15 protein-coding genes are annotated in these 14,098 nt (G+C 62.9%); 10 read left to right on the top strand and 5 right to left on the bottom strand.

Annotation, left to right across the window (positions count from 1 at the left end):
- The first annotated feature begins 94 nt into the window (after window positions 1-94).
- The 6 genes from ACYG9Y_RS09845 (at window position 95) to aat (ending at window position 5,444) form a co-directional block, all read left to right on the top strand.
- On the top strand, window positions 95-1,507 hold the full coding sequence (locus ACYG9Y_RS09845) for a M48 family metalloprotease (RefSeq protein WP_023738936.1): 1,413 nt from the start codon (window positions 95-97) through the stop codon (window positions 1,505-1,507).
- 58 nt (window positions 1,508-1,565) lie between these two features.
- Window positions 1,566-2,369: a DsbA family protein gene (locus tag ACYG9Y_RS09840; RefSeq protein ID WP_023738937.1), complete on the top strand. Its 804-nt coding sequence runs from the start codon at window positions 1,566-1,568 to the stop codon at window positions 2,367-2,369.
- Window positions 2,370-2,519: 150 nt separating this feature from the next.
- Entirely contained in the window at window positions 2,520-2,954 is a 435-nt protein-coding gene (aroQ, locus tag ACYG9Y_RS09835; RefSeq protein WP_023667485.1) for a type II 3-dehydroquinate dehydratase, read from the top strand.
- 26 nt (window positions 2,955-2,980) lie between these two features.
- Complete coding sequence (gene accB, locus ACYG9Y_RS09830; RefSeq protein ID WP_023681496.1) at window positions 2,981-3,445, top strand: acetyl-CoA carboxylase biotin carboxyl carrier protein; 465 nt, start codon at window positions 2,981-2,983, stop codon at window positions 3,443-3,445.
- 10 nt (window positions 3,446-3,455) lie between these two features.
- Window positions 3,456-4,799: an acetyl-CoA carboxylase biotin carboxylase subunit gene (gene accC, locus ACYG9Y_RS09825; protein WP_023681497.1), complete on the top strand. Its 1,344-nt coding sequence runs from the start codon at window positions 3,456-3,458 to the stop codon at window positions 4,797-4,799.
- A gap of 27 nt (window positions 4,800-4,826) precedes the next feature.
- Window positions 4,827-5,444: a leucyl/phenylalanyl-tRNA--protein transferase gene (aat, locus tag ACYG9Y_RS09820; RefSeq protein ID WP_023681498.1), complete on the top strand. Its 618-nt coding sequence runs from the start codon at window positions 4,827-4,829 to the stop codon at window positions 5,442-5,444.
- A 42-nt stretch (window positions 5,445-5,486) separates the two neighbouring features.
- On the opposite strand, the gene ACYG9Y_RS09815 is transcribed toward aat, so the two are convergent.
- The 3 genes from ACYG9Y_RS09815 to ACYG9Y_RS09805 all read right to left on the bottom strand — a co-directional run bounded on the left by ACYG9Y_RS09815 (window position 5,487) and on the right by ACYG9Y_RS09805 (window position 7,011).
- A complete protein-coding gene (locus ACYG9Y_RS09815) occupies window positions 5,487-5,870 on the bottom strand; it encodes a hypothetical protein (protein ID WP_023702474.1) in 384 nt (127 codons plus the stop codon).
- 75 nt (window positions 5,871-5,945) lie between these two features.
- Window positions 5,946-6,497: a DUF2155 domain-containing protein gene (locus ACYG9Y_RS09810; RefSeq protein WP_023667490.1), complete on the bottom strand. Its 552-nt coding sequence runs from the start codon at window positions 6,495-6,497 to the stop codon at window positions 5,946-5,948.
- 115 nt (window positions 6,498-6,612) lie between these two features.
- Window positions 6,613-7,011, bottom strand: coding sequence for an NADH:ubiquinone oxidoreductase subunit NDUFA12 (locus ACYG9Y_RS09805; RefSeq protein WP_023710575.1), 399 nt, complete (start codon window positions 7,009-7,011; stop codon window positions 6,613-6,615).
- A 325-nt stretch (window positions 7,012-7,336) separates the two neighbouring features.
- On the opposite strand from ACYG9Y_RS09805, the gene panB reads away from it, so the two are divergent.
- From panB to ACYG9Y_RS09785, 4 genes are all read left to right on the top strand, one after another.
- A complete protein-coding gene (gene panB / locus ACYG9Y_RS09800) occupies window positions 7,337-8,167 on the top strand; it encodes a 3-methyl-2-oxobutanoate hydroxymethyltransferase (protein ID WP_023681501.1) in 831 nt (276 codons plus the stop codon).
- A complete protein-coding gene (panC, locus tag ACYG9Y_RS09795; protein ID WP_444849040.1) occupies window positions 8,164-9,036 on the top strand; it encodes a pantoate--beta-alanine ligase in 873 nt (290 codons plus the stop codon). The genes panB and panC overlap by 4 nt, the downstream gene beginning before the upstream one ends.
- Before the next feature lie 224 nt (window positions 9,037-9,260).
- A complete protein-coding gene (locus ACYG9Y_RS09790) occupies window positions 9,261-10,421 on the top strand; it encodes a helix-turn-helix transcriptional regulator (RefSeq protein WP_023738939.1) in 1,161 nt (386 codons plus the stop codon).
- Between the two features lie 183 nt (window positions 10,422-10,604).
- Window positions 10,605-12,005 (top strand): ArnT family glycosyltransferase, encoded by a 1,401-nt coding sequence (locus tag ACYG9Y_RS09785; RefSeq protein ID WP_050588894.1) that lies wholly within the window; start codon window positions 10,605-10,607, stop codon window positions 12,003-12,005.
- A gap of 16 nt (window positions 12,006-12,021) precedes the next feature.
- On the opposite strand, the gene ACYG9Y_RS09780 is transcribed toward ACYG9Y_RS09785, so the two are convergent.
- Entirely contained in the window at window positions 12,022-12,510 is a 489-nt protein-coding gene (locus tag ACYG9Y_RS09780) for a GNAT family N-acetyltransferase (RefSeq protein ID WP_023738941.1), read from the bottom strand.
- 4 nt (window positions 12,511-12,514) lie between these two features.
- Window positions 12,515-14,014, bottom strand: coding sequence for an Asp-tRNA(Asn)/Glu-tRNA(Gln) amidotransferase subunit GatB (gatB, locus tag ACYG9Y_RS09775; protein WP_023688375.1), 1,500 nt, complete (start codon window positions 14,012-14,014; stop codon window positions 12,515-12,517).
- Window positions 14,015-14,098: the final 84 nt, after the last annotated feature.

Genomic DNA, 14,098 nt, shown 5'->3' with positions numbered 1-14,098 from the left:
GCACAAATGCCCGATTGATGTGAGGATCACAAGTTCGCCTAGTTTCGGTGCCGTGACTTTTCATCGTTCGCGCGCTCGTTTACCAGTGGACCTCATGCAGAGCCGACCCAAATCAACGATGTCCAAATCTTCCATCGGGAAGACAGCGCGCGGCTTTGCGACGCTTTTGCTTGCCGCCGCCGTCGCTCTCACCGGCTCGGTGACGGCCTTCGCGCAGGCGGTGCCGGTCGTGCGCGATGCCGAGATCGAGGCGCTGGTGCGCGACTATGCGCGGCCGATCTTCAAGGCGGCCGGTCTTGCCAATGACGGTGTCGATATCGTTCTGGTCAACGATCAGAGCTTCAACGCCTTCGTCACCGGGCGCCGGCTGTTCATCAACACCGGCGCGCTGATGCAGGCAGAAACGCCCAACGAGATCATCGGCGTCATCGCCCATGAGGCCGGCCACATCGCAGGCGGCCATCAGCAGAAATTGCGCGACCAGCTCGAGCGCGCCAAGACCATGGCCATCATCGCCACGCTGCTTGGCGCCGGCGCCATCGTTGCCGGCGCCACCACCAACAGCCGCGGCCTTGCCGGCGCCGGCATGGGCGTGGCCGCGGGCGGCGGCGAGATGGCGCAGCGCAGCATCCTTGCCTACCAGCGCACCGAAGAGTCGACCGCCGACCGCTCTGCCATCACCTATCTCAATGCCACCGGCCAGTCCGGCTTGGGCATGCTGAAGACCTTCGCCCGCTTCCAGAGCGCGCTGTCGCTTTCCGGCACGCAGGTCGATCCCTACCGCATCAGCCACCCGATGCCGCAGGAGCGCATCGCCAATCTCGAAGTGCTGGTCAAGCAGAGCCCTAACGTCGACAAGGTCGATCCGCCGGCACTGCAGCAGCGGCACGACATGATGCGCATCAAGATCGCCGCCTATATGGGCGGCCAGGCCGCCGCCACGCGGCTGATCCGCAAGGCCCCGGGCAGCCTCGCCTCGCGCTATGGCGAAGCGCAGATGGCCTATCTCTACGGCAATCTGGGTGCAGCACTGACCAAGGCCAATGCATTGATCAAGGAACAGCCGAAGAACCCCTACTTCCAGGAAATGCGCGGCGACATCCTGATGAAGGCCAACAAGCCCAAGGACGCCGCGGACGCCTATGCCAAGGCGGTCAGCCTCGATCCGGTGAGGTCGGGCCTGTTGCCCGTTTCCCTCGGCCAGGCGCTGATGGCCATCGGCACGCCCGACTCGCTGAAGAAGGCGGTGGTGCAGATCAACAACGGTCTCGGGCGCGACAAGGAAAACACGGTCGGATACCGCTATCTCGCCCAGGCCTATGGCGAGCTTGGCAACATTCCGGCGGCGGAACTCGCCACCGCCGAGGGCCATTTCTATTCCGGCGATTACACGAATGCGAAAATTTTCGCCATGCGCGCGCAAAAGGACTTGAAGCGTGGCGAACCCGGCTGGATTCGGGCGCAGGACATCATAAACTACAACCCTTCAGGCAAACTCAAGAAATGAACCTTCCGGTCGCCCGCGGCGACTAGGATAGACCGGAACCGGTAAAGAGGATGAGACGATGAACAAGGCAATATTGCTCGGCACGACGGGAGTGGCGGCTGCTCTTGCCATGCTGGCGTTCGGGTTCGTCGCCGGCAGTCCGCAGGTGGCCAAGGCCGGCACGGCGCAGGCCGTGCAGACCGCCTCGGCCGAGACCAAGATCGATCGCACCGAGGTCGAGGGCATTATCCGCGACTATCTCCTGAAGAACCCCGAAGTGCTGCTCGAAGTGCAGGAGGCGCTCGAGGCCAAGCAGAAGGAAGAGCAGCGCATCGCCAGCCTCGGAGTCATCGAGAAGGCCAAGTCCGAGATTTTCAACTCGACCTTCGACGGTGTCGTCGGCAACCCGAAGGGCAAGGTCACCATCGTCGAATTCTACGATTACAATTGCGGCTTCTGCAAACGCGCCATCGAGGACATGCAGGCTCTGACAAAGGCCGATCCGGAGCTGCGCTTCGTGCTCAAGGAATTCCCGATCCTCGGGCCGGATTCGCAAAAGGCCAGCGTCGTCTCGATGGCTTTCCACCTGATGCATCCGGAGAAATACGGCGAGTTCCACAACGCCCTGCTCGGCGGCCAGGGCCGCGCCACCGAGGCGGCGGCCATCAAGGTTGCGCTGTCGCTAGGCGCCGATGAGGCGAAATTGCGCGAGAAGATGAAGGATCCGACCATCACCGAGGCTTTCTCCAAGACCTTCGACCTCGCCAACAAGCTGGCCATCACCGGAACGCCTTCCTACGTGGTCGGCAATGAGGTGGTGTTCGGGGCGCTCGGCCAGGAAGTGCTGGCTGAAAAGATCGAGGCGGCGAAAGCCGCGCTCTGATCTTGCACGCGAGCCTATTTCTCACGGGCACATTTCCGCCTGTTGTGGACAGTGAAAGATCGCACTTGTGCTCTTTCCGCGGGCGGCTATGCCCATTATAGAAGGCCCTGCGCGCCGGCTTGAGGCCGGCGTCGGAAAAGGTCGGCATTTTTGAAAACGATTTTCGTCCTGAACGGCCCCAACCTGAACGCGCTCGGCAAGCGCGAGCCGGGCATCTATGGCGGCAAGACGCTTGCCGCGATCGCCGACGACTGCAAGCAGGCGGGCGCCGCGCTTGGCCTCGAGATTGATTTTCGCCAGTCGAACCATGAGGGCGACCTCGTCGACTGGATCCAGGAAGCCGGCGACAAGGCAGCCGGCATCGTCATCAATCCGGGTGCCTACAGCCACACCTCGATTGCCATTCACGACGCCATCCGCGCTGTCGCGCCGCTGCCCGTCGCCGAAGTTCACCTCTCCAACATCCACGCGCGGGAACCATTCCGCCACGTCTCCATGGTCGCGCCGGTCGCTGTCGGCATGATCTGCGGGTTCGGACCGCTTGGCTACTCGCTGGCGCTGCAGGCGCTGGCGGCACGCCTATGACCGGCCCACAAACAGAAGGCTCGAAAATGTCAATAAAGAAGACCGGTGTTGACCAGCAACTGATCCGCGATCTGGCGGGCATACTGAACGACACCAATCTCACCGAGATCGAAGTCGAGCTCGGCGACCTGAAGGTGCGCGTATCGCGCCAGGCGCCGGCCGTCCACGCCATCGCCGCCCCGCAGGCCGGTTATGCTCCGGCAGCGCAGCAGCCCGCGGCGGGCGCGGCTGCCGCACCAGCAGTGGCCGACCCGTCCAAGAACGCGGTCCCCTCGCCGATGGTCGGCACCGCCTATCTCGCGCCCTCGCCCGACGCCAAGGCCTTCATCGAAGTCGGCCAGAAGGTCAAGGAAGGCCAGACGCTGCTGATCATCGAAGCGATGAAGACGATGAACCAGATCCCTTCGCCGCGCGCCGGCACGGTGACGGCGATCCTGTTCGAGGACGGCCAGCCGGTCGAGTACGGCATGCCGCTCGTCGTGATCGAGTAGAGCGGGCCGGATGTTCCAGAAGATCCTCATCGCCAACCGCGGCGAAATCGCGCTTCGGGTGCTGCGCGCCTGCAAGGAACTCGGCATCCAGACCGTGGTCGTGCATTCGACCGCCGACGCTGACGCCATGCATGTCAGGCTCGCCGACGAAAGCGTGTGCATCGGTCCGCCGCCGTCGCGCGACAGCTATCTCAACATCCACCAGATCGTCGCAGCCTGCGAGATCACAGGCGCCGATGCCGTGCATCCGGGCTATGGCTTCCTGTCGGAAAACGCCAAGTTCGCCGACATTCTCGCCGCCCACAACATCACCTTCATCGGCCCGTCGGGCGACCACATCCGCATCATGGGCGACAAGATCGAGGCCAAGCGCACCGCAAAGCGGCTCGGCATTCCGGTTGTGCCGGGCTCCGACGGCGCCGTCACCGACCAGAAGGAAGCCAGGCGCATTGCCGCCGAGATCGGCTATCCCGTGATCATCAAGGCTTCGGCAGGCGGTGGCGGGCGCGGTATGAAGGTCGCCCTTACCGAAGCCGATCTCGAGATCGCCTTGCAGACAGCCAGCACGGAGGCCGGCGCGGCCTTCGGCGACGATGCCGTCTACATCGAGAAATACCTGGAAAAGCCGCGCCACATCGAGGTGCAGGTATTCGGCGACGGCGCCGGCCGCGGCGTGCATTTCGGCGAGCGCGACTGTTCGCTGCAACGCCGCCACCAGAAAGTCTGGGAAGAGGCGCCCTCGCCGGCCCTCAACGCCGAGGAGCGCGCCCGCATCGGCAATATCTGTGCCAAGGCCATCGCCGACCTCGGCTACTCCGGCGCAGGCACCATCGAATTCCTGTACGAGAATGGCGAGTTCTACTTCATCGAGATGAACACGCGGCTGCAGGTCGAGCATCCGGTAACGGAGGCGATCACCGGCATCGATCTCGTCCACGAACAGATCCGCGTCGCCTCCGGCGGCGGGCTTTCGGTGCGCCAGGAGGACATCAAGTTCAACGGCCACGCCATAGAATGCCGCATCAATGCCGAGGACCCGCGCACCTTCACGCCTTCGCCCGGCACGATTACGCATTTCCATACGCCTGGCGGTCTCGGCATCCGCGTCGATTCCGGTGTCTATTCCGGCTACAAGATCCCGCCCTATTATGACAGCCTGATCGGCAAGCTGATCGTGCACGGCCGCAACCGCGTCGAATGCATGATGCGGCTGCGCCGGGCGCTCGACGAGTTCGTCGTCGACGGCATCAAGACGACGCTGCCGCTGTTTCGCGACCTGGTCGGCAATGCCGATATCGCCAATGGCGACTACGACATCCACTGGCTGGAAAAGTATCTGGCCAAAGAGGAATAGCGCCCGACTTGCCGCTATGATGCCGCGATGACCCGTCCTTACGCTCCCGGCTATCGCATTCCGACCGACCTGTTGCTCAAGGCCTATGCCTCGGGCGTCTTCCCGATGGCCGAGAGCGCTTCCGACCCGGAAGTGTTCTGGGTGCGGCCGGAGACGCGCGGCATCATACCGCTCGATGGCTTCCACACGCCGAAGAGCTTGCGGAAGACAATTCGCAAGCACCCGTTCGACATCCGCTTCGATTTCGATTTCGAGGCGACGATCGACGGCTGCGCCGAAAAGCGCGAGGAGCGCCGCTCGACCTGGATCAACGCGCCGATCCGCGAAGCCTATATCGAACTGCACCGTCTGGGGCACTGCCATTCGGTCGAGGCATGGCGCGAGGAACGGCTGGTCGGCGGCCTCTATGGCGTCTCGCTCGGTCGCGTGTTCTTCGGCGAAAGCATGTTCGCCCGGGAAACCGACGCGTCCAAGACCTGCCTGTATCATCTGGTCGAGCGGCTGAAGGCGCGCGGCTTTGCCCTGCTCGACACGCAATTCACCACTGAGCATCTCAAACGCTTCGGCGCGGTCGACGTGCCGCGCGTCAAATACGAGAAGATGTTGGCCGACGCGCTGAAGGGCGAAGCCGTTTTTTATCCCTGATCGGAGACCGAGCGGCCGAGCCGGCTCGACCGGTGAAAGGGGTCAGCCCTTCGCGGCTTCCATCGGCGTCTGCGAATGGAACATCATCTTCCAGCCGTTGACACGGTGGACATAGCCAGTGCTGACCAGCGCCGCGTAGGGCTCGCCGTTTTCCCGTGTCGCATGAGCCTCATAGGTCAGCATGATAATGTCGCTGCCGGGCTCGATGATACCCTTGAGGTCGATCTGAAGGTCGCGCCAGCGGTTGGGCTTGGTCGCGGTCTTGGCCAGATCGGCATTGTCCATTGCCTGTGCCATCTCAGGAAATGCCACCAGGCATTCTGTGTCGACATTGGCGGCGTAGTAAGCTTCGTCGCCCGTCCAGAACCCCTTTTCGAGTTCGAGCAGGTCGTCTTTGCTGGCCGTTATCCGTTTGCTGTCCGACATCAGAATATCCTCCAAGCGCATAAATGCGTCATCGTCCATGGCCCAACGCATAGTTGCCACCACGGTTCCGGAGGATCAGTTGGTGTTGGTCGCGTCAGGTTCCGTGGGGTCTGGCTGTTCGGCGGCCGGAGCAGCGGCGGGCTTTGGCTTGGACGTGTCGACCTTGGGCGTCTCGGCATTGGCCGCGTCGGGCGGCGGCACATCCGACTTCTGCTTGCAGCCCTTTAGCCAGACGTCATAGACGGCGTGCTCGACGGCGTTTAGGCCGGGGCTCTCGGCGAACATCCAGCCGGTGAAGATGCGGCGGATCTTGCGGTCGAGCGTGATTTCGTCGACTTCGACGAAGGAATCGGTCTTCGGCTCTTCATTCTCCGGCCGCGAATAGCAGATGCGCGGCGTCACCTGCAAAGCGCCGAACTGCACGGTTTCGTCGATGTAGACATCGAAGGTGATGATACGGCCGGTGATCTTGTCGATGCCGGCAAATTCGGCGACCGGATTGGTGATGCGATCGGAGATTGCGGGTGCTGCCGCAGGCGCCTGCGCCGCGGCAAACGCTGTCGGGAACATGGCGATAGCGCCAATTGCCGCCAGTCCGGCCATCGATGTCAGGCTGAAAATGTTCATGCGGAGATACCGGTGGTTTGGGCCCGGGTGATTCTGTCACGCCCAAGGCTATTCGCCGTTGTCATATCAGCAAGCAGCTAAACGCCAATTGTGGCGACAAAGGACCGGCCGGCGGTCAAGAACCAGGCGTCCACGCATCGTAGTCGCCCGTCACCTGCGGACGGTGCTGATTGGTGAGCACGGAACCCTTCGGGCGATAAGCCGCCGGTGTTCCCGTGAGGTTCGGCTCATGCGCCTTTTCCCATTCGCGCGGCCGATAGTCATCGCTTGGCGGCGCCACATCGACGCGGTGATGCATCCAGCCGTGCCAGCCCGGAGGGATCGCCGACGCCTCCGAATAATTGGCGTAGATGATCCAGCGGCGGGTGCGGCCTTCCGAATCGACGCCGCCTTCGTAGTAGACATTGCCGGCCCCATCCTGGCCGACCTTGTTGCCGTGGCGCCAGGTGTGAAAACGGGTTCCCAGCGTCTGGCGGTTCCACCAGGTGAAAAACTGCAGAAGGAAAGTTTTCATTCAGATCCTCGCGGGCGCGCGGCGGTGGCTGTTCCCTGCTTATGGCGTCAGGCCTTGGCGAAGGCAAGGGTTTTGCGGCGCCTGCGGCACTGACGGCATGCCGAAACGCTCGGTCATTGGCCGATCCATTTCGCACCTGCGAACCGACGCTTGCCAAGCCGGCTGCGTCTTCCTAAAGCTCTCATCGCCCGGCGCTGCCGCATGACCCCGAAAATCGAAATCGATTTTCGGAAAGGATCATGCGCAAACCAAAGTGCTACAGCGTCCTTTGCGCGTCCACGGGACGCGCGGCGCTGTAGTCAACGCCGGCTGCGGGAGGTGAGGAATGGCCTTAGCTGTCGCCAGGATCAGTGCGGAGACAATACGCGCCCGCAAGGGCGGCGTGCCGGTCGTATGCCTTACCGCTTACACCTATCCCGTCGCCCGCCTGCTCGACGATCATGTCGACCTTCTCCTGGTCGGCGACAGCGTTGCCATGGTGCTGCATGGCCACAAGACCACGCTCGGCGCCTCGCTGGAGATGATGATCGCCCATGGCCAGGCCGTGATGCGCGGTTCGTCAAAGGCCTGCGTGGTGGTCGACATGCCGGCCGGCAGCTACGAGACTTCGGCCGCGCAAGCCCTTGCCTCGGCGCGCCGCATCTCTGAGGAAACCGGCTGCGAGGCGGTGAAGCTGGAAGGCGGCGTCGAAGTAGCCCTCCAGATCGCCGCAATCGTCACGGCCGGCATTCCAGTGATGGGCCATATCGGCTTGCAGCCGCAATCGGTGGAAAAGGACGGTGGCTACAAGATCAAGGGCCGCACGCCGGAGAATGTGGCCGCGCTCATGCGCGACGCCGACGCGGTCGCAAAGGCCGGCGCGTTTTCGCTGGTCATCGAAGGCACGGTCGAGACCGTTGCCGCCGACCTCACCCGGCACATTACCATTCCTACCATCGGCATCGGCGCCAGCCGCGATTGCGACGGCCAGATCCTGGTCATCGACGACATGGTCGGCCTGACGGTCGACCGGGTGCCGAAATTCGTCAAGGAATACGCCGATTTGCGCAGCGCTGTCGCCGATGCCGCGGCGCGTTATGCGGCGGAGGTGCGCAGCCGCACCTTCCCCGGGCCGGGCCACGTCTTTTCAGCCGCGAGCGACAAGGACAAGGCATGAACCGGCCCCCCATCCGCCAGCCGCTCGTCGTCGACACCGTGCCCGGCCTTCGCGCGCAGATCCGCGAATGGCGGCGCGAAGGCCTGAGCGTCGCCATGGTGCCGACCATGGGCGCTTTGCATGACGGCCATATCTCGCTGGTCGGGGCTGCGCTCGCAACGGCCGATCGCTGCGTCGTCTCCATCTTCGTCAACCCGGCCCAGTTCGCCCCCACTGAAGATCTCGACAAGTATCCGCGGCAGCTGGCCCGCGATCTCGACCGGCTGACCGAGGCCGGCGCACAGCTTGCCTTCACGCCTACGGTTTCCGAAATGTATCCGGCAGGCTTTGCGACGAAGATTTCGGTCGGCGGCCCGTCTTCTGGCCTGGAATCGGATTTCAGGCCGACCTTCTTCGAGGGCGTCGCCACGGTCGTGGCCAAGCTCTTTCTGCAAGCCCTGCCCGACTACGCCATCTTCGGCGAAAAAGACTACCAGCAGCTTTGCGTCGTCCGAAAGCTCTGCCGCGATCTTGACCTTCCGGTGGAAATCGTCGGCGCGCCAACCGTGCGCGATGCGCATGGCCTGGCAATGTCGTCGCGCAACGCCTATCTCGACGCCGCCGAGCTCGACGTCGCGCGACAGCTCAATGTCATCTTGCGCCAGACGGCGGCAGCGCTCGCGGCCGGTGCCGATGAAAACGGCGTGACCGGTAAAGCCACTGCCGCGCTTCTCGAGGCAGGCTTCGACAGCGTCGACTATGTCGCCGCGCGCGAGAGCCTGACGCTCACCTCGTGGCGGCGTGACGGCGATGGCCGCCTGCTTGCCGCGGCGTGGCTTGGCAGAACCAGGTTGATCGACAATGTGGAAGTTTACTCATTTATTCCCTGAAAAATTCCAATTCCGTTCACTTTGATTTGTATCGCAGAGCGGCCCGAGCGCTCTTAGACAACGGCTCATCAGGTACGTTCTGGCCAGCCCGTAAGCGCTCACGATACACCGAACGCCGCTGTGAGACGTTTCACAGACGTAACCAAGCCGGCTATGTTGTGTGCGACCCCAGGCAGAGACAGTGTGTGACCTGCCACTACGCTGCAATCCTTACGAGGCTCTACGTGTCTGTCCAGGCCAACATAGTCGGTCGCGCCCTGCCGCAGATCGTCGAGGCAATCTACGATTCGATTGTCGATGTCGGCCGTTGGCCATCGACGCTTGAATCAATCTGCAAATTGGCGCTCGGCCGGCTTGCCATGCTGGCGGTCGTCGATACGGCGAGAAACTCGGCCCGGTTTTCGACTTCCTGCGGCGATCCGGTTCTGCTTGAGCCGCTGCAGCGCGACTACGCCTGCGAGGTGCCCTTTTTCAAGGCGGTGCCGAAGATGGAAGTCGACATACCGTTGACCGTCGACAGCGTCTACGCCCTGCAAGGCCCTGACGCCCGCCAGAACTGGCTCGAAAGCCGCATCGTGCGCGAGTGGGTGGAACCCAACCGTCTCGACGATTTCTTCTGGGTAGCGCTGATGAAGCAGCCGGCGCGCACCGGCACGCTGATGGTGGTTACCGACAAGGACAGGCCCCAGATTTCAGCCAGGGATATCGACCTGATGTCCAGGCTCGCCCCCCATGTCCGGCGTGCGGTGACCATCGGCGACCTGTTCGAGGCCGAGCGGCGCAAGGCCGACATCTTTCGCTCGATCCTTGAGAGCCTCGACCATCCAGTGCTGATCGTCGCCGACGATATGCAGATCATTTTCGCCAATCCGGCAGCCGAAGCCCTGCTCACCGAAACCGCCTCAGTGTCCTCGGTGCGCGGCCAGCTGTCCTTCGCTTATGCCAACGCCAACACCGCCATCGGCCGCGCCGTCCAGCTCGGCACGCGCGACGAATTCGCGCTCGGACCGTCCGGCATCAACATTCCGCTGGTGAAGGCCATGTCTCCGGCGGTGGCGCATGTCATGCCTCTGGCGCGACGCGACATTTCGGCCCGCATGTCGCCGCGCGCCGCCGCGGCCATCTTCATTGCCGCCGCCGGCGCCGCATCAGTGCCGGCGCTGGAAGCGATCGCTGCGCTGTTCGGACTGACCGCAGCGGAAAAGCGTGTCGCCGGCCATGTCGCCGCCGGGCTGACACGGCGTGAAATCGCGGCTGCCAGCGGCGTCTCGGACGGCACCGTCAAATCACAGCTGGCAACCATCTTCGACAAGACCGCCACCGGCGACCAGCGAGAGCTGGAACTCCTGATGCGCGAATTGACGCCGCCGCTGCGCTCGGCCTGAAGCCATACTCGGAGCCAATCATCAAATTTTTCAACTATTTGCCGGTACGCAGGCGTAATCCACAATACCAAGCCGGCATCGTTGCAATTCGGCCAAAATCATGGTGCGGTTCTGCTCCGGTCCGGAGACGGTGCATCGTGCACGACCGGACGTGGAAAACCATTTCCTGGGCGGTCCCCGAACTTGATACCGACACGAATTGAACGGCTGCTGCCTTACCTCTTCCTGCTGGCCCTGCTTTGCATCGCGCTCGCTTTCCGTCCGCTACTGCCGGTCGACGAGACGCGTTATCTCAGCGTCGCCTGGGAGATGTATCTCGGTGGACATGTCTTCGTACCGACGATGAACTTTGCGCCCTATCTGCAGAAGCCGCCGCTGTTGTTCTGGCTCATCGATCTCGTCTGGAACATCTTCGGTGTGAGCCGCGCGGCGGCGATGCTCGTCATCTTCGCTGCCTCGTCGCTGGTCATCTGGCTGACGACACTTCTGGCCAAAACCCTGTTTCCCGAGCGCCCGGAAATCGCCAGTCGCATCCCCTGGCTGGTGGCCGGCAGCACCGTCTTTGTCATCTATTCGACCCTGATCCTGTTCGACATGCTTTTGACGGCCTGTGTGGTCGCCGCACTGCTGGCGTTGCTGGGCTTCGCCAGGACCGGCAACCGCTGGCAGGCGGTGCTGGCGGGTCTCTTCATCGGGCTCGGCGTGCTGGCCAAAGGCCCGGTCGTGCTCATTCACATCGGCGCGCCCGTCCTGCTCTATCCCCTCTGGCGTGACCGGCGAGCCGGCCTTGCCCCTTTGCAGTTCTTTGCCGGAGCCGGCCTGGCAATTCTCGCCGCCCTTGCCCCGGTCGCTATATGGCTGGCGCCCGCGACCATCCTGACCAAGGGCAGTTTCGTCTACGATCTCGTCTGGAACCAGTCGGCAGGTCGGGTTACCGGAAGCCTGCACAATTCGCATGGCCGGCCGTTTTACTTTTACCTGATGCTGTTGCCGCTCATGTTCGTGCCCTGGGCCTTTATCCCCCCGGTGTGGCGGCTGAGGCCGGTTGCCCGGATACGCAGCCTGATCGACACCAAATCCCCGGATCTGCGTGCCCTGCGCCTGCTGTCGTTCTCGTTCATTGCGGTGCTGCTGGTCTTCAGCGCCATATCCGGCAAGCAGCCGCACTATGTCGTGCCGGCACTACCGTTCGCGACCATTCTGCTGGGCTATTTCATGGCCGAGATTTCAGTCGCCAGGCTGAGGGCGACGGCCTTTGTCATGCTTGCCCTTTTCGCCATCGGCCACGCCGCCGCCTCTGCGACCGTGTTCAAACGCTACGATCTCACGCAGCTGGCGAGCTTCATCGACGAACGAAAGGACGCCGACTGGGCCGTCGCTTACGACTATCAGGGCGAGGTCGGTTTCCTTGGGCGAATAGAGAAGCCATTCGAGAACGCCGACAAGCCTGAGGAATGGCTCAAGTCTCACCCCGGCGGCTACGTCATCGAAAAGCAATCGAAAGATCCGGGCACATCCGAACAGATCGCCTTCCGGCAGCCGGTGGAACGCGGCTATCTGGTCGTGCTGAAAGGACAGCACTGAGCGTTTCGTCGGGCGCCTATCCCAGCGGTTTCTCGAAGATCAGCGCCGGCAACCCCGAACCGCCGCCGCAATCGGCGGTGCTGCCGACCGGCAAAAATCCCTTCGAACGGTAGAAGGCGATGGCCGGCACGTTGGCCTCTTCCACCTCGACGCGCAACCTGTTCGTCTCGGGAAAGCTGGCTTCGACCTCGTCCAGCAAGGCCTGGCCGATGCCTTGCCGCTGGCAGGCCGGCAGTACATAGAGCTGGTTCAGCAGCACGATCTTCGCATCCGTCGTTGCGGCGGCAAAAGCCATGCCGCCGATACGCTTGCCGTCATCGGCGACCAGGAATTCCGAGTTCGGCCTTGTCAGCCGCGCCTTGAGCGAGGCGATCGAATGCCAGTCGTCGGTAATTTCGATCACCCGCTGGGCGCCATAGATCGCGTCGTAGGTTGCGTGCCAGGTTTCGACCAGCAGCGCGCGGACAGCGGCAAGGTCACGTTCGCTGGCGGTGCGGACGAACATTGTTCTATTCGATACCGAGCTTGGCCTTGACCAGATCGTTGACCGCCTGCGGGTTGGCCTTGCCGCCGGTGGCTTTCATCACCTGGCCGACGAACCAGCCGGCCATGGTCGGCTTGGCGCGAGCCTGCTCGACCTTGTCGGGGTTGGCGGCGATCACCTCGTCGACCGCTTTCTCGATGGCGCCGGTGTCGGTGACCTGCTTCATGCCGCGGCTTTCGACCAACTGGCGCGGATCGCCGCCCTCGTTCCAGACGATCTCGAACAGATCCTTGGCGATCTTGCCGGAGATGGTGCCTTCCTTGATCAGGTCGATCACGGCACCGAGCTGCTCCGGTGTTACAGGAGCATTTTCAATGCCCTTGCCGGCCTTGTTAAGCTGGCCGAGCAGGTCATTGATGACCCAGTTGGCGGCAAGCTTGCCGTCGCGGCCCGAGGCCACCTGCTCGAAATAGTCGGCGATCGGCTTTTCCGACACCAGGATCGAGGCGTCGTATGTCGACAGGCCAAGTGAGGAGATCAGGCGCGCCTTCTTGTCGTCGGGCAGTTCCGGCAACTCCTTGGCCAGCGCGTCGACATAGGCCTGGTCGAACTCCAGCGGCAAAAGGTCGGGATCGGGGAAGTAGCGGTAGTCATGCGCCTCTTCCTTGCTGCGCATCGAGCGCGTCTCGCCTTTGACGGCGTCGAACAGCCTGGTTTCCTGGTCGATCTTGCCGCCATCCTCGAGGATGGCGATCTGGCGGCGCGCCTCGAACTCGATGGCCTGGCCGATGAAGCGGATCGAGTTGACGTTCTTGATCTCACAGCGCGTACCGAATTCGCCGCCGGGCTTGCGAACGGAGACGTTGACGTCGGCGCGCATCGAACCTTCGTCCATGTTGCCGTCGCAAGTGCCGAGATAGCGCACGATGGTGCGCAGCTTGGTGACATACGCCTTGGCCTCGTCGGCGGAGCGCATGTCGGGCTTGGAGACAATCTCCATCAGCGCCACGCCGGAGCGGTTGAGATCGACATAGGACATGGTGGGATGCTGATCGTGCATCGACTTGCCGGCGTCCTGCTCCAGGTGCAGGCGCTCGATGCCGATCTCGATATCCTCGAACTCGCCCTGCCGGTCGGGACCGACCGAAATGACGATCGTGCCTTCGCCAACGATCGGCTGCTTGAACTGCGATATCTGGTAGCCCTGCGGCAGGTCGGGATAGAAATAGTTTTTCCGGTCGAAAACCGACTTGTGGTTGATCTGCGCCTTCAATCCGAGGCCGGTGCGGATCGCCTGCTTGACGCATTCCTCATTGATGACCGGCAGCATGCCGGGCATGGCCGCGTCGACCAGGCTGACATTGGCGTTGGGCGCCGCGCCGAAAGTCGTCGACGCCCCGGAAAACAGCTTTGCTTCCGAGGTTACCTGCGCATGGACCTCGAGGCCGATGATGATCTCCCAATCGCCGGTAGCGCCGGGAATAAAACGTTTGGCATCGGGCGTGCGGGTATCGATAAGGGTCATGGTGGCCTGCGCTTTTGGCTCGCGAAAACTGCGATTTTCGCGAATTTGGGTATCGGTCTTCGCTAGTGCAAACCGCTTCGCGAG

This window comes from Mesorhizobium sp. W050 (assembly GCF_054719535.1).
The sequence above is the reverse complement of the archived record's forward strand: the minus strand, read 5'-3'. Positions and strand labels throughout refer to the sequence as shown.

Excerpts from the sequence above, each read along its gene's own strand:
- ACYG9Y_RS09845 (WP_023738936.1), top strand. The coding sequence starts at position 95 with ATGCAGAGCCGACCCAAATCAACGATGTCCAAATCTTCCATCGGGAAG.
- ACYG9Y_RS09840 (WP_023738937.1), top strand. The coding sequence starts at position 1,566 with ATGAACAAGGCAATATTGCTCGGCACGACGGGAGTGGCGGCTGCTCTT.
- panC (WP_444849040.1), top strand. The coding sequence starts at position 8,164 with ATGAACCGGCCCCCCATCCGCCAGCCGCTCGTCGTCGACACCGTGCCC.
- aat (WP_023681498.1), top strand. The coding sequence starts at position 4,827 with ATGACCCGTCCTTACGCTCCCGGCTATCGCATTCCGACCGACCTGTTG.
- ACYG9Y_RS09805 (WP_023710575.1), bottom strand. The coding sequence starts at position 7,011 with ATGAAAACTTTCCTTCTGCAGTTTTTCACCTGGTGGAACCGCCAGACG.
- panB (WP_023681501.1), top strand. The coding sequence starts at position 7,337 with ATGGCCTTAGCTGTCGCCAGGATCAGTGCGGAGACAATACGCGCCCGC.
- accB (WP_023681496.1), top strand. The coding sequence starts at position 2,981 with ATGTCAATAAAGAAGACCGGTGTTGACCAGCAACTGATCCGCGATCTG.
- ACYG9Y_RS09815 (WP_023702474.1), bottom strand. The coding sequence starts at position 5,870 with ATGTCGGACAGCAAACGGATAACGGCCAGCAAAGACGACCTGCTCGAA.
- ACYG9Y_RS09780 (WP_023738941.1), bottom strand. The coding sequence starts at position 12,510 with ATGTTCGTCCGCACCGCCAGCGAACGTGACCTTGCCGCTGTCCGCGCG.
- accC (WP_023681497.1), top strand. The coding sequence starts at position 3,456 with ATGTTCCAGAAGATCCTCATCGCCAACCGCGGCGAAATCGCGCTTCGG.
- gatB (WP_023688375.1), bottom strand. The coding sequence starts at position 14,014 with ATGACCCTTATCGATACCCGCACGCCCGATGCCAAACGTTTTATTCCC.
- ACYG9Y_RS09810 (WP_023667490.1), bottom strand. The coding sequence starts at position 6,497 with ATGAACATTTTCAGCCTGACATCGATGGCCGGACTGGCGGCAATTGGC.